Genomic DNA, 20,180 nt, shown 5'->3' on the forward strand with positions numbered 1-20,180 from the left:
TCTTTTCGTTCCATTCGTCCTATTCTATCACAAAGACCACGTTACATCCATGTATACCCTTGATATCTGTACTTCATGCATTATAACATCTCAATGCCGCCGTCGCACCCTGTCATCACATTCTCTGACAATTATATCGAAGTCTCATCACAAAGAAATCCGCCGAAGTTCCCCTCGGCGGTCATACTTCCGTGCTCTATTAAACTGTTATTCCACTGTTTTTGTCAACCGTGCGATGAAAAATCCGTCACTGTGAGCGTATTGTGGCAAAATCTGAATACCACCGTTCACAACCTTCAAGTTTGCTGTCTCCGATTCAGACCAGACGGATGTTTCTGCTGGACTATATTCCGGATGTCGATTCAAGAAGTCTGCAACCATATCCTCATTCTCAGCAGGCTCAATCGTACACGTGCTATACACCAGAATACCACCTGGTTTTAACAACGTCGCAACCTGATCAAGCAATTCACGTTGCAAGCCTGCGATATCTCCGATATCTTTTACGGTTTTGGTCCATTTCACATCAGGCTTGCGGCGAATAACACCCAGACCTGAACATGGTGCATCCAGCAAAATGCGGTCAAACGACGCTTCCGGATACCGCTCGTTCAGATCAAGAGCATCTCCAGTTACAGCATCGATGCAGCTCAGACCGAGACGCTCCGCCTGATCCAGGATCAACTGGCGCTTATGAGCATGTACATCATTCGCGACAATACGACCGCGATTCTGCATTTTCTCCGCCATGTGAGCTGTTTTGCCACCTGGAGCTGCGCAGCAATCCAATACAAGTTGGTCTACCTCTGGCGCAACTGCTTCAGCGACAAGCATGGAACTTTCGTCCTGTACAGAGAACAACCCGTCCCGATACCAGGACGTTAGAGCCATGTTTCCGCCACTACGTACAAGAATTCCATCGGAACTCAGCTGAGAAGCTTCAACGATTGCACCTGTACTTGTCATCTCATGCATCAGTTTCTCCCGTGTGGTCATTGTTGTGTTGACCCGGACACTCACCGCTGGCGGCTCATTATTCGCACGACAGATCGCTTCCGCCGTCTCTTCGCCGTACTGGGCAATCCAGCGTTCAACCATCCATAACGGGTGGGAATGCTCCAGTGAAATACGTTCGGCAACGGGCAGATGTTCTGGAATACGAAGTTCATCCCGATTGCGGATCATATTGCGGAGCACTCCATTCACCATACCCGAGATTCCCTGATGGCCCAGTTTCTTCGCCAGATTAACCGCTTCGCTCACCACGGCATGCTCCGGAATACGATCCAGGTATATCATCTGATATACGCTGATTCGCAGCAGGCTACGAACCCATGGTTGCAGTTTGGATACTCCTTTGGCGACGTAACGTTCCAGAAAATAATCAAGTGTATTTAATCTGGCGATTGTTCCATATACCAATTCGGTAGCTAGTCCAGCATCTGCAGGGCTTAAATCCGCCTCTTTCAGACGGCGGTTCAACTCTAGATTACTGTATGCTCCATCTTGCTCAACAGCACTCAGAACCTTGACTGCCAATGTACGAGCAGATGTTTTGGGTTGCTGGGAGCGAGATGCACCACCCGATTTACCCGAATTCGGACGACGGTTTCCTTCACGTCCGGATGAATTTCCATTAGCTTTCTGGCCTTTTCCTGACGAACGACCTGGTATGTTACCGCTCATCGCAGCACCGTTCCAGGTTTCAGTGTACCCCCGCGAGCAAAGTCAGCGGCCTGCATCACCTTTTTGCCTGCAGGTTGCACTTCAGTCAACCAGAGAGACCCATTTCCTGTGCGGACTTCAATCCCTGCCTTGTTTAATTGCAGCACCGTTCCCGGCTCTGCTTGTCCAGCATCCGAAGAAGTCGCCAGGTCCACCTGATTGGGATTAGCCGCAGCCCAAATTTTAAAGACCTGATCATCCCACATCGTAAATGCACCGGAGAACGGCACAAGACCACGAATCTGATTGAACAGTTCACGTGAAGTACGACTCCAGTCCATTTTCTCGTCATCCCGAGTCAGATTACGAGCATACGAAGCCTCAGCATCATCCTGGGGGACCCCCGTTGTCTCGCCTGCAATCAATCGTGGCATTTCTGCCTGAAGCAGTTTGGAACCAGCCTCACTTAATTTATCAAACATCGATCCTGATGTATCTTCATCCGTAATTGGCAGTTCCACACGCGAGATCATATCTCCGGTGTCCAGGCCTTCAGCCATATACATCAATGTGACTCCTGTCACGGATTCCCCGTTAATAATGGAACGTTGGATCGGGGCTCCTCCGCGATATTTCGGCAAAAGAGATCCATGCACGTTCACACAACCACGAACAGGCATATCCAGCACGGCTTTGGGCAGAATCTGTCCAAAAGCCGCGGTCACGATCAGATCCGGCTTCCATTCAGCCAAGCGGGCTACAGCTTCCGGATCACGCAATTTAACAGGTTGAAACACCGGCAGACCATGGCGTTCTGCCGCGGCCTTAACCGGTGTTGGCGTAAGTACTTTTTTGCGTCCCTGTGGTTTATCAGGCTGAGTCACCACACCCACCACATTGTACCCCTCTGCAATCAGCATATCGAGAGAAGGAACTGCAAATTCAGGTGTTCCCATAAAAACAATATTCAAATCGATCACTCCTTAATTACGACGCGGTCCCGTTTGATCGGCTGCAATTTCATACACTTTCTCGGCGACATCCGTAAAGAGTACGCCATCCAGATGATCAATCTCATGCTGGAATGCACGGGACAGCAAGCCACTACCCGTAATGATCAGCTCTTTGCCTTCACGATCCAGACCTTTAACCGTAACGGTCTCGAAACGGCGAACATCACCATTAATTCCAGGGATACTCAGACAACCTTCAGGTCCGAATTGCTCTCCCTCACTTGCAGTGATCTCCGGGTTAATCATCTTGATCAGCCCTTGCTCATCACCTGCGTCGATAACAATCAGACGTTTCAAAATACCAACCTGCGGCGCAGCAAGACCTACACCTTCCGCATCGTACATGGTATCAGCCATATCATCCAGCAATTTTTGTACGTTTGGTGTAATTTTGGTTACTTCTTTGGCTCTCTTGTGGAGCACTTCATCTGGCTCTTGCACGATAATGCGAATCGACATGTTGTAAGCACCTTCCTAATCCTCATCATAATTTCAGGACGATATCTGTATTTTTGGGGTATTCATTTTAATCTATGTTTATACCGCTTGTTTACATCCGCATTGCTGCAAAATGCTTACATTAACATCTGCGGGTCTACATCCAGACTAATAAGCAATTTCTGCGCCTGAACATCATCATCCATGCGCCGGGCCGTTGCCAGAGCGAGTCCTATGGCGTCTACATCCCCCCGCCATTTTATCATACATTGGAATCTGTATCTATTCTTGATCCGAGGAATCGGAGACGCTACCGGCCCTAGTACATCAAAGGCATCATTGCTGAATCGATCCAGACTGCCGAGCCATCCGGCTGCATTAGCCTTCTCTTTTAGTATTCGCGTGTAGTTCTCGGCAAGACGAATCAATACCGGAAGCTGCTCATGCGAAAAGGTCACCAGAATCAGGCGACAGTAAGGCGGATATTGCAAATTGCGACGGTGCAGCAATTCCTCACGTACAAACGACACGTAGTCATGCTGACTCGCATGGCCAATGGAGTAGTGTTCCGGCGTATAGGACTGAACAAACACTTCACCAGGCAATTGGTGCCGACCAGCTCGGCCAGCTACCTGTGTTAATAACTGAAACGTTTTTTCCGCAGCACGGAAATCAGGTAAATTCAATGCTGAATCCGCTGTTATCACGCCAACCAGGGTTACATCCGGGAAATCAAGTCCCTTCGCAACCATCTGGGTTCCCAGCAATACATCCGCCTTTTTCTCACGAAACTGTTTCAGCAGCTTCTCGTGCGCCCCTTTTTCCGTTGTTGTATCCACATCCATCCGAATGACCCGAATACCCGGGAAGAGCTTGGCAAGTTCTTCCTCGACTCGCTGTGTACCTGTACCAAAGTATCGAATGTGCTCGCTTCCACAATCCGGACACACTTCAGGAGCCGCTTCCGCATACCCGCAGTAATGACAACGGAGATTATTCGAGCGCTGATGATATGTTAATGAAATATCACATTCGGGACAACCTGCCACATATCCACAACTTCGGCACATAACAAAGGTCGAATATCCACGGCGATTCAGCAGAAGCACCGTCTGTTCACCACGCTCCAAGCGCTCCTCCAACCCTTTGTGTAAAGCCCTGCTGAACATGGAGCGATTGCCATCCTTCAACTCTTCACGCATATCAACGATCCGCACTTCAGGTAACTTGTTACCCAGTGCCCGTGTTGGCATCTCCAGTAAGAGTGGTGCAAAATCATCATTACTCTGCGAGCGTGCCGCGTAATAACTTTCCAGCGAAGGTGTCGCTGAACCCAGAACAACCACGGCCTGGTGCTGCTGTGCTCTTTTTACGGCTACATCACGGGCATGATATTTCGGAGTTTCCTCCTGTTTGTAGGAAGTCTCGTGTTCCTCATCCATAATGATCAACCCAAGCCGACTGAATGGAGCAAATACGGCTGAACGTGCCCCAATCGCAACCTTCACCTGACCCTCACGAATCTTGCGCCATTCATCATAACGTTCACCACCAGACAGACGACTGTGCATAACAGCAACTTGGTCCCCAAATCGCCCTTTAAAACGTTCTACCATCTGTGGTGTGAGTGCAATCTCGGGCACCAGTACGATAGCCTGCCGATCCTGTTCGATGCATTGTTGAATGGTTTGAAGGTAGACTTCCGTCTTGCCACTTCCGGTAACACCATGTAACAAAAATACCCCATGGCGTTGTTCCTGCAATCGGCCATTGATATTGTCGTAGACAAGTTTTTGTTCATCGGTCAGAACCAGCGGTTCAGTCGCTTTGAACGTCCTGCCCTGATAAGGGTCACGGAAGACCTCAACGTCCTCGGTGACGATCAGTCCCTTTTCCTCAAGCCCTTTAATGGTTGCGGCCGATACCTGTAGTGTAGATAACACTTCTTTCATCGGCATGGGCAGCAGTTCTTTCATTTCCAGCAAAAAAGCCAGAATCTCCTTCTGTCGCTGTGCTTTCGCCGGGAATGAAGCAAGTGCTTCCTGAGCAGCAGCAATATCTACAGCCAGATCAACGGACTTCATTGTTTTTTTATTTAACTTGTCCTTGATGGCCTGACTTTCCAGCAGCACGCCACCAAGCAATAATTTCTTAATTAGTGCAGCATGATTGGGATATTTTCGACTCAGTTGTTGCAACGGTACCTGACCCCGACTTTTGACAAAACGGATGATATCCTGCTGTACTTTCTCGGTCGTAGACTCTTCTCCCCAAACAAATAACACCTCATCATCCGGTTGTGCACCCGCCATCTGTCCATCAAGTGCATCTCCCAGCGAGATGTATCTCTCTGCTTTCCCTTTCAATGCCGTCGGCACCATGACCTGCAATGACAAAATCCGGTTACTGGCATAACGTCCACTCATCCATTCGGCCAACTCAACCAAATCCTTTGACAACGGGGGAACAATGTCCAGCAACTCCTGAATCTGCTTAAGCTTGAATGTTTCCTCTCCGGTACGCGGCACAAGATCAATCACGAATCCCTGTACCGTCCGATGACCAAAAGGTACACCCACCCGGCTGCCAATCTCGATCCATTCCCTCATCGATTCAGGTACCAGGTAATCAAACGGCCGGTCTGTTTCCTTCACGGGAACATCGACTATGACCTTGGCAATCTCCATATCCTAATTCCTCCCGGCAATGCGCTCCGCCGCAATCCGGAGCAACCGATGAGCCACATCGTCCTTGGCCATCACTTGAAGCTCCTCCACCAAACCTTCCCGGTCATAGATATGTACCGCGTTGGTGTCTGTTCCAAATCCTGCACCCGTGCGGGTTACATCATTGGCTACGATCAGATCACAGTTTTTCCGTTCCAATTTCTCACGTGCATACATCTCAACGGACTGAGTCTCCGCAGCAAAACCAATCAAAAACTGATGGGTTTTCTGTTGGCCCAGCGTTTCAAGAATATCTATATTTTTAACAAGTTCTAGCGACAGCGTGTCGCCTTTCTTCTTGATCTTCTCGGTGTAAACTTCCTTTGGACGATAATCGGCAACTGCCGCAGCCTTAACCACGATATCAGCATCGTCCCACTCGCGTGTTACCGCTTCATACATATCCTGTGCAGACTGTACAGGGATCAACTCAACGTTCTCCGGTGGCTTGGCTTGGGTACTGCCCATAACCAATTTCACATCTGCCCCCAGATCACGCGCAGCTGCGGCTATGGCAAATCCCATTTTGCCAGATGAATCATTCGTAATGTATCGTACTGGGTCAATGCGCTCAATCGTACCTCCAGCCGTAACAACAACCTTCTTGCCATGTAACAATGGAGCTTGTCCCTGCCGGCTAATGTCTGTAGACTCGCGCTGTTCAAAGAAACGTTCCACCACATCCACAATGCTCTCCGGTTCTTCCAGACGTCCCTTGCCCACATATCCACACGCAAGCAGGCCTTCACCTGGTTCGATCATCATAGCGCCTCGTTCAACAAGTAGGTTCATATTATGCTTTACAGCTGGATGATCATACATATGTACATTCATCGCTGGAGCAATCATAACAGGGGCTGTCGTGGCAAGAAGAGTTGTTGAGAGCATATCATCTGCCATGCCATGTGCCATCTTGGCAATCACATTGGCAGTTGCCGGAGCAACCAGAACAAGATCCGCCAGATCCGCCAGATGAATATGAGATACGACTGCTGGTTCACGCTCATCAAATGTATCGGTATATACGGTGTTTCGGGTTAACGTTTGCAGCGTCAATTCGGTAATAAACTGTGTAGCGGAAGCTGTCATAATGACATGAACATCCGCACCCTTTTGCACCAGTCTGCTACATAATGTTGCTGCTTTGTATGCGGCTATGCCGCCTGTCACACCGAGCACGATTTTTTTACCGTTCAACATGTTTATTTCCCCCGATATTTATACGACGTCTAAACAATGAGTTCATTGAAATATGCTTATTCGTAAAAAAATAACAACCTCGCGGTTGTCAATTAATCCGGCTTGCGCCGTATGCAGTTGAAGAGCAGCCGCAGGCGGCTTACTCTTCTTCTTCGTCCTGTCCTTTGATGACAACGAGCAGGTCTCCATAGATTTCTTCCAGTGCAACACCAACTTGTTTATGGGATCTCGCACCTCTTAAATCCGTTTTTTCACCTTCACGTAGCTGTCTAGCCCGGCGGGAAGCAGCAACAACAAGGGAATACTTGCTGTCGACTTTGTTCATCATTTCATCAATAGAAGGATACAGCATATTAACAAACACCTCTTCGCATTAGTATAATCGCAAGTTGCCGCCTGACAGAACTGATGTGGCATGTCTTCACACCCGGGCATTCCGAGAAGGAGTGCTTCAGTATATGATATGACAACTGCCCCACTTATATCGCATTCTGCAGCGGCAAAAGGGATTATTTATTGATCTTACAATGTTCGGCGATTATGATGCTTTCTATTCTCTTGCACGCCAAATCAATTTCATCATTCACAACAGCGTAATCATACTGCTCCAGCAGACTGATCTCATCAACCGCCACGGACATCCGGTGATCAATGGTCGCTTGGCTTTCGGTACCACGGCCCTGAATGCGATCTTTCAGCTCGTCCAATGAAGGAGGAAGCAGGAAAACAAAGATCCCTTCCGGGAATTTCTCTTTCACTTTTAACGCGCCTTGAACCTCAATTTCCAGAATGATGTCGCGGCCTTCGTTAATCGTTTTCTCTACAAAATCACGCGGTGTTCCATAATAATTACCAACATACTCCGCATGTTCCAACAATTGATCTTCAGCAATCATGTTCTGGAACTCTTCATGACTTCTGAAGAAATAGTTCACACCATGTTCTTCACCAAGACGAGGCTGACGGGTTGTCGCCGATACGGAATAGATCAATTCCGGCACCCGTTTGCGCAAAGCGCTGCATACAGTACCCTTCCCGACCCCAGATGGGCCGGACAACACTACCAGTAATCCCTTAGACATATTACACTCCATTTTATTCGTCGTTATCATCATCTTTCGAAGAAAGACGATGGGCGACCGTCTCAGGCTGAACTGCAGACAAAATGACATGATCGCTATCCGTAATAATTACGGCACGAGTACGTCTTCCGTACGTTGCATCAATCAGCATGTGACGATCTCTTGCCTCTTGTATAATTCTCTTGATCGGCGCCGATTCCGGACTCACGATGGATATAATCCGGTTCGCCGATACGATGTTACCGAATCCAATGTTAATGAGTTTGATTGCCATAATCAGGTTCTTCCCCCTATACATGCGACTCTTTTGCCGAAATGTGGCCGTTCATTCGATATTCGCAGCTTGCTCACGAATCTTCTCCAGCTCTGCCTTCATCTCGACAACACGATTCACCAGAGCCAAATGGTTGGCTTTTGATCCAATCGTATTGACTTCCCGATTCATCTCTTGAATTAGAAAGTCCAACTTACGACCTACGGGCTCATCACTCTTCAGCAGTTCCCTGCTCTGTCCAAAGTGACTCTGTAGACGCGTAAGCTCCTCTTCTATGTTAGAACGATCGGCAAACATTGCAATTTCCATACCCAATTTATGCTCATCAAAAGGGAAAGAGCCTTCTTCCTGCATTTCCGTAAGCCTCTGTCTTAGCTTGTTGCGGTAATCACTTACCACAGTCGGTGCAAGATCAAGCATCTCGGTATGCAGTGACTCCAGACGGGTAATCCGCCGTTCCAGATCACTGGCCAGATGAAGACCCTCGCGAGCGCGCATCTGTTCAAGGCTGGACAGAGCCTCTTTCAATCCTTCCTGCAGAACTCGCTCCCATTCGTCCTTCTGCTCTTCGGGAATGGAACTTGTCCCATCCGAATGAACCATGACGTCCGGCAGCCCAAGCATATCCACAATACTTGGTTTGCCTTGCATTCCATATTGGGTCTCCAGTTGCTCTGCAGCCTGCAGATAGGCCCTGACCGTCTGTTCATTCAGAACAGCGGGAAGAGCCTGGTCTTCCTCTTTTTCTTTCATTACATAAACATCAATCCGCCCACGTTTCAAACGACTCTGTACGATCTTCCTCAAACCGTCTTCATAATACGTCCACTCTCTTGGCAAACGCATCATCACTTCGCAATAACGATGATTAACAGATTTGATCTCTAATTGTACCTTATAGCCGCCAAAATGAAAGGCGGATTGACCGTATCCGGTCATACTGAATGACATCGGCATCACATCCGTTTTACTATTGTAATTGATTATTAGGGTTGAAACAAGTAGGACATTGATGCTCCGACTTCTCCCATACGTATTGAGTCAGTTCGGCCGTCATGCCGTAGAACATAAACGGTGTCATAAGATAGATCCCTTTGAAATGCGCTGTTGCTACGTCCAGCAATTCTTTGGCAATTTTTACCCCCATCGCACGGCCCTCTTCGCCTTCCAGACCTGCCATACGGGAACGCACTTCATCCGAAAGCTGAATTCCGGGAACCTCGTTGTGCAGATACTCTGCATTCCGTCCACTCGCCAGCGGCATTACACCTATAAAAATGGGTACATCCAGATGTTTGGTCGCTTCGTGCATTGCTACAATCAACTCAGGATCATAGATCGGTTGTGTCATGATGTAATCAGCGCCAGAGGCAATTTTCTTCTCCAGACGTTGTACAGCTTTCTCCAAATATTTCACATTAGGATTAAATGCTGCTCCAATGACAAAGCCAGCTTTCTGCTTCAGCGGTTTACCTGAGAAAGCCACACCATCGTTCAACTGTTTGATCATGCGGATGATTTCAAAAGAAGTCAGATCGTACACCGAGCTTGAACCCGGCAGATCTCCAAACCTTGCTGGATCTCCTGTTACAGCCAGTACATGATTAATCCCCAGAGCATCAAACCCCATCATGTGTGACTGCGTTCCAATCAGATTCCGGTCACGGCAGGCAATATGCACCAATGGACGGAGACCCGTGCGATCCTGCACGAGGTGACCCAGCGCCATGTTGCTCATCCGTGTAACCGCGAGTGAATTATCGGCCAGTGTCAGGGCATCTGCTCCTGCTGCTTTCAGAGTCTCGGCACCTTTCATGAACTTGGCAATGTCCAAGTCACGCGGCGGGTCAAGTTCAACAATGACCGTATGACGCTGCTTGACCAGATCGACAATCGTAGGCTGACCTCCACGTCCGGAACGCTCATCCACATGTTCATGCAGCACAATACGCGGTTTGGATTCTGACGGATCAGGCTCCAAAATAGGCGAAGGTATATAGTCAGCAAGCGCCTCTTTCATAGCGGTAATATGATCAGGTGTCGTACCACAGCAACCGCCGATAATACGAGCGCCCAGTTCGGCAAATTGCACTGCCGTCTGACCAAAGTACTCCGGAGTTGCACCATAACGGAACTCACCATCTACATAATCTGCTGCACCCGCATTCGGGTAGACGGACATTGGAATACCAATTCGTCCCGAGACGGTTTCCATGGCACGCATAATCCCGTTTGGACCTGAGCGACAGTTAAAACCAATGACATCCGCGCCCTGCTCCCGCATAATCCGGAAGGCTTCAGGCATCGTATATCCGTCCAGTGTATGTCCTACATCCTCTACAGCGAACTGTCCAATTACAGGCAAATCACTCAGCTTGCGCGCTTGCAAAAGGGCAATATCCATCTCTTCTATATCATAGAAGGTCTCAAGCAAAATGCCATCCACGCCTTCATCTAGCAGTGCAGAGATCTGTTGTTGATAAAAGCGTTTCAGTTCACTCGTCGACACGTTCGTCCGCTTGCCACCTCGAATGGAACCAACTGCACCAAGCACATAACCGGTATCTCCAGCTACCTCTTTGGCAATGCGTACGCCGGCACGGTTCACGTCCTCCACCTTGGACTCCAGACCGAACTTGGATAACTTGTCGTAATTGGCAGAATACGTATTTGTTTCAAATATTTCTGTACCTGCATCCCGATAACGGCGATGTACATCCGCCACCACTTCAGGTGAAATCAAGTTTAATTCTTCATATGAAATTCCCACCGGGAACCCCATTTGGTACAGAAATGTTCCCATGGCCCCATCTCCAACGAGAACCCGTTCCTGCATAACTTTGCGCAAATCCGCCTTCATCCCATTTCCCCCCGCCTAGCTGTGATCATTTACATACTAATGTAACACAAAAAACGCTAAAAAACGAAGAAAAACACAGGTTTTTGATGAGTATCCAGCTCATATGGACTTTCTTGCCATACAGCCCCCAATATGTCTCTGTACAGGAGACACGACCTGTCCTTTTTGACAAAAAAAGAGGCCCGCAGGCCCCTTTGGTTAAAACTTCCACTTTTTATGAAGTGATTCCCTTAAAAACAACTTCAGCAGGTCCAGTCATGTACACATGATTGTCAGCTTCATTCCACTCAATGTGGAGATCCCCACCCTTGAGGCTGATGACTGCTGTACGATCTGTATGTCCATTCAGGACAGAGGATACCAGTGTCGCACAAGCTCCGGTTCCACAAGCAAGTGTTGGACCCGCTCCGCGTTCCCATACACGCATGTCCACATATCCACGGTCACGAACTGTGGCGAATTCCACATTGATTTTTTTTGGAAACATCGGATGCACTTCAAGAAGTGGGCCCCAAGTTGTGAGATCAAAATTAACAGCATCATCTACATAGATAACCGCATGCGGGTTACCCATGGATACGGCAGTGAATTTAAACGCATGTCCATTCGCTTCAATGTAGTGATCAACCACTGGGTTGGCATCCACCGTTGTAGGCACTTGAAGACCGTTCAGGATCGGCTCACCCATGTCGACACGTACCGTTTCCACTTTACCATCACGAATGTTGAGGCTCACAGGTTGTACCCCAGCACCAATCGTTTCAATGGTGATCTGCTCCTGGTTCACGTGACCATGATCGTATACATATTTGGATACACAGCGAATGGCATTACCGCACTGCTCTGCTTCCGAACCGTCCGAATTCATGATGCGCATCTGAAAGTCCGCCTTCTCCGAAGGCAGTATATAAACCAGGCCGTCCGCACCGATGCCAAAGAAACGGTTGCACCATTTTACAGCCAATTCTGCTGCATCTGCCGGAAGCTCCTTTTCACCAAATACAACGATAAAATCGTTACCAAGTCCATGCATTTTCGTAAATTCCATAATCTTGCCCACTCCTTTTGGCAGTCTGCTGCCAAAGCTATATTCTTGCTCTTCTACAGGATTACCATAGAAATTCATATTCAGCATTTACACAAAAAAGCTATCCAGCAAAATGCCAAAGCTGCCGCTTTGAATCATTTTGAGGATAGCATAACGAAATAGACCAGGAAAAGGTATTGATTTTATGCCGAAAACTTTGTACTTTTCGGTACGAAGCGGCCAGAACCACCCATACGACGGCGGTTACGACGGCCACCCCACACGCTGCCTGCGCCCATAAGGAACGTTGGAATGCCCGCAGCAACGATACAAATCGCCCATTCACGCAATCCCAGAGGTACAGTTTTGAAGATCGGCTGCAACGGTTCAACGTACATGACAACCAGCATCAGTACAACCGATGAAATCACTGCAAGAACCAGATATTTGTTCTGTAAAGGATTCCGGTGGAAAATGGACCGCGAACTACGGCAATCAAAGACATGAATGAGCTGCGCCAAAACGAGTGTCGCGAATGCCACAGACTGTGCCTTGATCAGTTGCCCCGGATTATCCGGTGCAGCCTGAAGGGTAAGCCAGAACGCTCCGAGTGTACATAATCCAATCAATACACCCCGGCTGACGATTTTCCAACCCAGTCTGCGGGCAAAAATGTTTTCCTTGGCGCCACGGGGTTTGTGTTCCATCAAATCTTTCTCAGGCTGATCTACCCCGAGCGCCATTGCAGGCAAACCATCTGTTACGAGGTTAACCCACAGAATCTGAATAGGTACAAGTGGTAGCGGCAAGCCCATCATCATCGCAAAGAACATTGTCAAAATCTCACCCACGTTTGATGCCAGCAAATAACGAATAAACTTGCGAATGTTCTCATAAATATTACGGCCTTCTTCAATGGCAGCCACGATCGTTGAGAAGTTATCATCACTCAGAATCAGCGCCGAAGCTTCCTTCGTGACATCTGTACCCGTAATGCCCATCGCGATCCCGATGTCTGCTGCTTTAATGGCTGGAGCATCATTGACTCCATCACCCGTCATGGCAACGACATGCCCTTTGCGCTGCAATGACTTCACGATGCGAAGCTTATGTTCAGGAGATACCCTGGAGAACACGTATATGCCCTCTACCTGTTTATCCAGTTGCTCGTCTGTCATGCCTGCCAGTTGTTGACCACTTAAGGAGGCACCTCCACGTGGAAGAATCCCGAGTTGATGAGCAATGGCTTCTGCCGTTGTTCCATGGTCACCTGTGATCATGACCGTTCGTATCCCCGCCTTGCGGCATGTGGCAATCGCATCTCGCACTTCACGACGCGGCGGATCAATCATACCTGCAAGTCCTACGAAGACAAGCTGACTCTCGGCGGCGTGTTCGTCAGCCACTTTTTCTTCCGGCCGCACTTCACGGTAGGCCATTCCGAGGACACGCAGTGCTGCTCCAGCCATGCTCTCGTTGGCTGCCATCACTTTCTGCCGCAGCGTTCCAGTGAAAGGCACGACCTTACCTTCCCACAAAATATAACTACAGTGTCCGATTAACACATCTGGTGCACCTTTGGTGTAGATCATTCGGCCCCCCTGATGATGAACCAGAACCGACATGCGTTTTCGCTCCGAATCAAACGGGAATTCCTGCTGGCGGGCATACAACTCTTTGAGTCCGGCAGGAGTAAGCCCCATTTTGGAGGCCAGTGTGACCAGTGCCCCTTCCGTCGGATCACCTTTCAGCTCCCAGAATACATTGTCTCGTTGAACGGTTTCTTCTTGGAGATCACCTTTTTTTGTGTTTTTCTTGCCGTCCTTTTTGGTATCCTTGCCCTTTTTCTTGCTCCCCACCTCGCTTGCAACACTCTCGACAATACTGGCATTGTTGCAAAGCGCGCTGATCTGGAGCATTCTGCGTAGCGACTGGTCACTCTTCAGTTCTACCGTTCGACCGTTCTCCAGCATCTGTCCTTCAGGTGCATAACCATCCCCGGTAACCTTGATGCTGCGTCCCTCCAGCCATACATCCGTTACCGTCATCTTGTTCTGAGTGAGCGTGCCTGTCTTATCCGAACAGATTACGGATGCACAGCCCAGAGTTTCGACGGAAGGCAGTTTGCGTACAATGGCTTTACGTTTGATCATACGCTGCACGCCTAGTGCGAGTGCAATGGTTACAATAGCCGGCAGACCCTCCGGTATGGCCGCCACCGCAAGGCTGACCCCCGCCAGAAACATGCCAACGGCTGGTTGTCCGTGCAATATCCCTGCGACGACAACCATAATGGTTAATCCCAATGCGACAAAAATCAGAATTTTGCCCAATTGTTCCAGCCTGTGCTGTAACGGTGTTTCTTGCTCCTCCGTATTTTGGATCAGATCGGCGATTTTGCCCATCTCCGTCTCCATCCCAGTACGAATGACCACACCTTTAGCTGTGCCACGAGTGACCATGGTACCCATAAAACCAATATTCTTCTGATCACCCAGCGGAACGTCCTCGTCCGCAATCGGAAGGCAATGTTTACTTACGGGAACCGATTCTCCGGTAAGGGCCGACTCCTCAACATCCAGACTGTTTGTTTGCAGCCAGCGAACATCAGCGGGTATGCGGTCCCCACTCTCCACCATGACAATATCTCCGGGTACAAGTTGTTTGGCGGCAAGGTGTACTTCCTGACCTGAACGAAGCACTTTGGCAAGAGGTGCAGACAACTGTTTCAATGCACGAAGAGATCGTTCAGCCCGGAATTCCTGTACAAACCCCAGAATCGCATTCAGTACGATAATAGCCACAATCGTTACCGCATCCAGATACTCACCCAGCAATCCGGATACCAACGTTGCTCCCATCAACACCAGCACCATAAAATCCTTGAACTGATTCAAGAGCAATGTAATTGGAGAAATGCGTTTCCCCTCGCTCAGCTCATTCGAACCGACCACTTTCCTCTTCTCTGCTACAGCTTCATCCGTCAATCCTTCCTGCGGGCTGACGCCAAGAGTGTTACGAAGCTCTTCGTCACTAAGTTGATGCCACTTGGTATGTTCCATGCTTCAAGTTTCCCTCCCAGTCTGTATTTCATCTGCAAAATAAGCTCACATGACTCACCGGCGCGCTGGTCGACAGGCTGTACACTATGCCGGACAAACTACCTGCTCTATATGTATTCGGACAGGTCTGTGATTAGCACCCGGAAGGTGAATCCTTTCCCTGATGGACAGAATAGGCTAAAATAAAAGTCTGCGATGTTCTGCGCAGTACCGATTCCAGCGTTCAACAGGCAAGCAACGAAGAATCCGCAGCCAGTCCTTGTTTTTTTACATACCTGGTTGCACGGTTTCAGTTATATAGATGAAGCATTTGGCATGATAAATGCAGGTGCTCGATAGAGAGAGGAAGTGGAAAAAATGGCATTGGACGGCATCGTAACACGGGCCATTGTTCATGAACTGCAAGGCTGCATTGGTGGACGTATCAGCAAAATCCATCAGCCGAATGGTCATGACGTAGTTCTCACACTACGTGCTCAGCGCGGTAATAGTAAATTGCTTGTTTCGGCAAGCCCAACCTATCCCCGTGTGCATTTTACGGAAAAGACATTCCTTAACCCTACGGAAGCACCCATGTTCTGCATGCTGCTCCGCAAGCACTGTGAAGGTGCCATCATTGAGGAGATCCGTCAGATTGGCATGGAACGTATTATCCACATCAATGTGCGCCAGCGTGACGAATTGGGGGATGTTTCGGTTAAACGGATCATCATTGAATTGATGGGGCGTCACAGTAATATTATTTTGCTTGATCCTGTTACAGAAACGATTCTGGATGGCATTCATCATGTGACTCCTTCCATCAGTAGCTACCGGGTAATCATGCCTGGATTCGCTTATACTGCCCCACCCGAGCAACATAAAAGTAATCCGCTCGAAGTGAGTCGTACAGCATTCGAGGACAGCTATCATGCCGCTGAGGAAGAGGCATCACGCTGGCTCGTGAACTCCTTTAGCGGTCTTAGCCCGTTAATTGCGGGAGAGATTGCTGCCCGTGGAATTGCAGCTGAAGGTACAGTGAGCACTCAGGCTGTGGTGGAGGGTGAGAGCCGAGTTGAGGCTGGTGCACTGTGGAACGCTTTTGAAGCCGTGATGGGACCTGTCAGAGATCATATCTACACGCCTGTAACCGGAACAAACGCCAAAGGCAAAATGATTTTCTCGGCCGTTCATCTTCAGAGCATTCAGGAGTTGGAGAAAACCTATGACACGATGAGCAAGTGCATGGAGGATTACTACGGAGACAAGGCTGAACGGGACACGGTAAAACAGAGAGTAAGTGATCTGCTCCGTTTTCTGCAGAATGAGCGAAGCAAAAACATCAAAAAGCTGGACAACCTGAACAAGGACCTGCTGGAAGCAGACGATGCGGACAAGTTCAGACTATGGGGCGAGTTGCTTTTTGCCTCCCTGCATCAGGTCCACAAAGGGGACAAGAGCGTGGAGCTTGTGAACTTCTACGATGAAGACCAAGCCAACATTACCATTCAGCTTGATCCACTGCTCACACCGTCTGACAACGCACAACGTTATTTCAAGCGCTATAACAAATACAAGAACAGTCTGGCTGTGATTCATGAGCAGCTTGGCAAAACCAAAGACGAGATTGACTATCTCGATAACCTGTTGCAGCAGCTGTCCATTGCATCCATGAACGATATTGAGGAAATACGGGATGAGCTTGTGCAACAGGGATACCTTCGTGACCGTAACAAGAAGGGTAAAAAGAAGAAGAAAAGCGACCGTCCGACCGTACACCAGTTCACCTCCTCCGAGGGGATTGATATTCTTGTGGGCAAAAACAACCTGCAGAATGAATACGTGACCAACCGTCTCGCTTCTTCCAACGACACCTGGTTGCATACCAAAGACATTCCTGGTTCACATGTCGTTATTCGCAGTACGGACTTTGGTGAAGCTACATTGGAAGAAGCAGCACAGCTTGCTGCCTATTTCAGCCAAGCCAAGGAGTCAAGCAGTGTACCTGTGGATTACACATTTATCCGTCATGTGCGCAAACCAAGTGGTGCGAAGCCAGGTTTTGTGATCTATGATCATCAGAAGACCTTGTTTGTCACGCCAAATGATGAATTGATCAAGAGTCTGCCATCCACGATTAAAAATGGATAAGGCTATATAAGTTGAACTAAAGATTATTTACACTTATATAGATGTAACAGTAACAAAGACAGAAACAAAATCCCCTGACCATCAATGGTTCTGGGGATTTTTGCGGTTGCATTACTTGTTTGAATGATATGTGAAGCTCAGCTTATTTATCTTCCTTATTGAATTTAAATTCATTTATATGTATAATAATTCAATTATGATGAATACAAATTGTAGTTAAAGGAGTGTACCATGACCCTACATATCAGAGAAACTCAACCTGATGATCTGAAACCCCTGATGGCATTAATGCATGACTATGTGGTGGGATTCTACAACAACCCCTGGCCTGGTGATCAATCCATCCAGCTTTTGATTAATAACCTGCTTAATCAGCAGATCGGTGCTCAATTCGTGGCAGAAGAGAACGGGAAGCTTATCGGATTTTCCACCCTCTTCTTTACTTACAGCACGATGAAAGCAGAACGTGTCGCCATCATGAATGACCTATTTGTTACGGAAACATTCAGAGAAGGCGAAGCAGAAGCCAAATTATTTGCACACTGTCAGCAATATACACGTGACCATGGATGTGCATATATGTCTTGGATCACAGCAGTGACCAATGAGCGAGCACAGCAATTATTCGAACGTCTTGGGGCTACACGCGGCGCTTGGGTCAACTATTCGATTACATAAACTCTTTTTGACACAAAAAAGGACATGAATACATGCAGGTTTATCCCTAGCATGATCCATGTCCTTTAATTCTCAAACGTCCCTAAAATGTACCCCACTAACGGCAGAATTCATTATAGTCATAAGGAGCGTTACCACGTTTAGCTTATACTCCATATTGCTGTGAGGCAGCTGCCTTCAGCCTTTCCAACACATCAACCGTTACGGTCTTGCTACCCAGATCCCCGTGGAAAACGACACCTTGCCGTTCCCCATGATAATCTGATCCGCCAGTCTCGATTAACCCATAACCCTTAGCCATCTCGGCGTATCTGCGCTCATCTTCCGGTTCATGGTCCGAATGAAATACTTCGAGTCCATCTGGACGGCAGTCCTCAATGATACGCCGTACCAATTCATCATCTTCATAGAGACCCGGATGGGCAATTACAGCGGCTCCACCTGCGGCTCTGATCCATTCGCACGCATCCTTCGGCGCAACGCGGGGTACAGACACGAAGCCAGGCTTGCCTTCAGCAAGATATCGATCGAATGCATCCCGCATGTCGACAGCATATCCCTTCTTCACCAGTACATCAGCCATATGGGGTCTACCGATACTCTCGTCAGGCTCTAGTGGTCGTCCCAGCTCATCCAGTACCTCCTGCCAGCTTATATCAAGCCCGAGTTCTTGCAACTTGGCGATAATCAGATGATTCCGCTCATCTCGAGCTTCTCGTAATCCGCGCAACCGTTGCAGGAACTGCTCATCCTCTGTATTCACATAATACCCGAGCACATGAATATCTTTCCCACCAGCCCGAGTGCTGATCTCCACTCCGGCAACAACATCAATATCGTACTCTTTTCCCGCTTGTTGTGCTTCCGCTACACCAGCTACTGTATCATGGTCCGTTAGGGCAACCGCAGATAGCCCTTTTTGTTTGGCAAGCTTCACATTATCAGCAGGTGGCTGCATTCCATCGGAAGCCTGACTATGTGTATGAAGATCACAGCGTCCTTGGCGCTGATCCATGATCAACAGCTCCTTTGTTTAAAATTGATTATGATTCAATCTTATCTACCATTGATGTTGCCAACTATTATGCCTTCCCCGTCTTATGTACCGACTTAGGCTGCTCCTGCTGACGCAGATAATTCAGGAAAGCGACTGCTGACAGGGGCAACAAGGACGATTTTAGATGGATGGCATAGAACTGCCTTTTGAATTCGAGTCCGCGGATATCCACAATATGAACAAGTCCCAGAGCCAGTTCATGCTGCACCGAAGAAGGAGATAACATCGTAATACCTACCCCTGCCTCCACGGCCGATTTTACCGCTCCTGTACTGCCAAGTTCCATCACAACATTCATATCCTGTGGATCAATCTTTTTCTTTTGCAATTGGTCTTCCATCACCTGACGAGTACCCGAGCCCTTCTCACGCAGCACAAAAGGATAATTCATTACATCCTCAATATTCACTTTGCTACGCTTAGCCAAATCATGTCCGGCAGGTACAATCAGTTTCAGCTCGTCCTGCATGACAGGCTCCACAATCATGTCCGGGTGGTGCACTGGCGCTTCAATCAGACCAAAATTAAGCTGGTGCTTCAATATATCATCCATAATTTGCGTTGTATTCATCACTTTCATGACAATTGAAATGTCCGGATATTGAAGCGCAAATGGTCCGAGCATGCGTGGAAGCACATATTCCCCAATCGTTAAGCTGGCTCCCAGCTGGAGTCTGCCCTGTAACATCTGGGTAAACGCCGACATCGCTTCGTCCGTCTGTCTGACCAACTCTACACTCCGTTTCGCATGAGGTAATAAAGTCCGGCCAGCCTCGGATAATTCTATTTTTTTGGTGGAACGATGTAGTAACTTTGTCCCAAAATAGTCCTCCAATGATTGAATCTGCATCGTTACTGCCGGTTGAGTCATATGTAATGCTTGTGCAGCAGCCGAGAAACTCCCCTTCTCTGCTACCGTATAAAAAATATGCAATTGGTGAAAATTCATATCTTCGCCCCTCTTCGAT

General features: G+C 48.3%; 16 protein-coding genes. 2 read left to right on the forward strand and 14 right to left on the reverse strand.

The genetic code is table 11. The features are described from left to right. Positions 1-207: 207 nt before the first annotated feature. The 12 genes from rsmB to F0220_RS20435 form a co-directional block, all read right to left on the reverse strand. Positions 208-1,686: a 16S rRNA (cytosine(967)-C(5))-methyltransferase RsmB gene (rsmB, locus tag F0220_RS20380; RefSeq protein WP_105599614.1), complete on the reverse strand. Its 1,479-nt coding sequence runs from the start codon at positions 1,684-1,686 to the stop codon at positions 208-210. After that, a complete protein-coding gene (gene fmt / locus F0220_RS20385) occupies positions 1,683-2,636 on the reverse strand; it encodes a methionyl-tRNA formyltransferase (RefSeq protein WP_105599616.1) in 954 nt (317 codons plus the stop codon). The genes rsmB and fmt overlap by 4 nt, the downstream gene beginning before the upstream one ends. 12 nt (positions 2,637-2,648) lie before the next feature. Then, the gene (def, locus tag F0220_RS20390) at positions 2,649-3,137 is read right to left on the reverse strand and encodes a peptide deformylase (RefSeq protein ID WP_105599617.1); all 489 of its coding nucleotides are present in this window, start codon (positions 3,135-3,137) and stop codon (positions 2,649-2,651) included. Between the two features lie 116 nt (positions 3,138-3,253). Further along, positions 3,254-5,803 carry a primosomal protein N' gene (gene priA, locus F0220_RS20395; protein WP_105599619.1) on the reverse strand — a complete coding sequence of 850 codons (2,550 nt, stop codon included), beginning with the start codon at positions 5,801-5,803 and terminating at the stop codon, positions 3,254-3,256. Positions 5,804-5,806: 3 nt separating this feature from the next. Beyond that, on the reverse strand, positions 5,807-7,042 hold the full coding sequence (gene coaBC / locus F0220_RS20400; RefSeq protein ID WP_105599620.1) for a bifunctional phosphopantothenoylcysteine decarboxylase/phosphopantothenate--cysteine ligase CoaBC: 1,236 nt from the start codon (positions 7,040-7,042) through the stop codon (positions 5,807-5,809). Positions 7,043-7,181: 139 nt separating this feature from the next. Then, entirely contained in the window at positions 7,182-7,394 is a 213-nt protein-coding gene (rpoZ, locus tag F0220_RS20405) for a DNA-directed RNA polymerase subunit omega (protein ID WP_036614619.1), read from the reverse strand. A gap of 157 nt (positions 7,395-7,551) precedes the next feature. Further along, entirely contained in the window at positions 7,552-8,124 is a 573-nt protein-coding gene (gene gmk / locus F0220_RS20410) for a guanylate kinase (RefSeq protein WP_017687445.1), read from the reverse strand. A gap of 13 nt (positions 8,125-8,137) precedes the next feature. Continuing rightward, complete coding sequence (gene remA / locus F0220_RS20415; protein WP_006209218.1) at positions 8,138-8,398, reverse strand: extracellular matrix/biofilm regulator RemA; 261 nt, start codon at positions 8,396-8,398, stop codon at positions 8,138-8,140. Between the two features lie 51 nt (positions 8,399-8,449). After that, positions 8,450-9,349, reverse strand: a complete 900-nt coding sequence (locus tag F0220_RS20420; protein ID WP_076211386.1) for a YicC/YloC family endoribonuclease — start codon at positions 9,347-9,349, stop codon at positions 8,450-8,452. Between the two features lie 19 nt (positions 9,350-9,368). Beyond that, positions 9,369-11,258: a bifunctional homocysteine S-methyltransferase/methylenetetrahydrofolate reductase gene (locus F0220_RS20425; RefSeq protein WP_105599622.1), complete on the reverse strand. Its 1,890-nt coding sequence runs from the start codon at positions 11,256-11,258 to the stop codon at positions 9,369-9,371. A 214-nt stretch (positions 11,259-11,472) separates the two neighbouring features. After that, positions 11,473-12,306, reverse strand: coding sequence for a diaminopimelate epimerase (gene dapF, locus F0220_RS20430; RefSeq protein WP_036614947.1), 834 nt, complete (start codon positions 12,304-12,306; stop codon positions 11,473-11,475). 182 nt (positions 12,307-12,488) lie between these two features. Continuing rightward, positions 12,489-15,347: a cation-translocating P-type ATPase gene (locus F0220_RS20435; RefSeq protein WP_091014299.1), complete on the reverse strand. Its 2,859-nt coding sequence runs from the start codon at positions 15,345-15,347 to the stop codon at positions 12,489-12,491. Positions 15,348-15,704: 357 nt separating this feature from the next. Between F0220_RS20435 and F0220_RS20440 the strand changes: the two genes are divergently transcribed. Both F0220_RS20440 and F0220_RS20445 read left to right on the forward strand, forming a co-directional pair. Beyond that, entirely contained in the window at positions 15,705-17,477 is a 1,773-nt protein-coding gene (locus F0220_RS20440) for an Rqc2 family fibronectin-binding protein (protein WP_091014296.1), read from the forward strand. A 231-nt stretch (positions 17,478-17,708) separates the two neighbouring features. Beyond that, positions 17,709-18,155: a GNAT family N-acetyltransferase gene (locus F0220_RS20445; RefSeq protein WP_105599623.1), complete on the forward strand. Its 447-nt coding sequence runs from the start codon at positions 17,709-17,711 to the stop codon at positions 18,153-18,155. Between the two features lie 145 nt (positions 18,156-18,300). Here F0220_RS20445 and F0220_RS20450 read toward each other — a convergent pair whose 3' ends face one another. Both F0220_RS20450 and F0220_RS20455 read right to left on the reverse strand, forming a co-directional pair. Further along, complete coding sequence (locus F0220_RS20450) at positions 18,301-19,170, reverse strand: PHP domain-containing protein (RefSeq protein ID WP_105599625.1); 870 nt, start codon at positions 19,168-19,170, stop codon at positions 18,301-18,303. Positions 19,171-19,237: 67 nt separating this feature from the next. Further along, a complete protein-coding gene (locus tag F0220_RS20455) occupies positions 19,238-20,161 on the reverse strand; it encodes a selenium metabolism-associated LysR family transcriptional regulator (protein WP_036614641.1) in 924 nt (307 codons plus the stop codon). Positions 20,162-20,180 lie beyond the last annotated feature (19 nt).

The organism is Paenibacillus sp. 37 (genome assembly GCF_008386395.1).
Lineage (GTDB): Bacteria > Bacillota > Bacilli > Paenibacillales > Paenibacillaceae > Paenibacillus > Paenibacillus amylolyticus_B.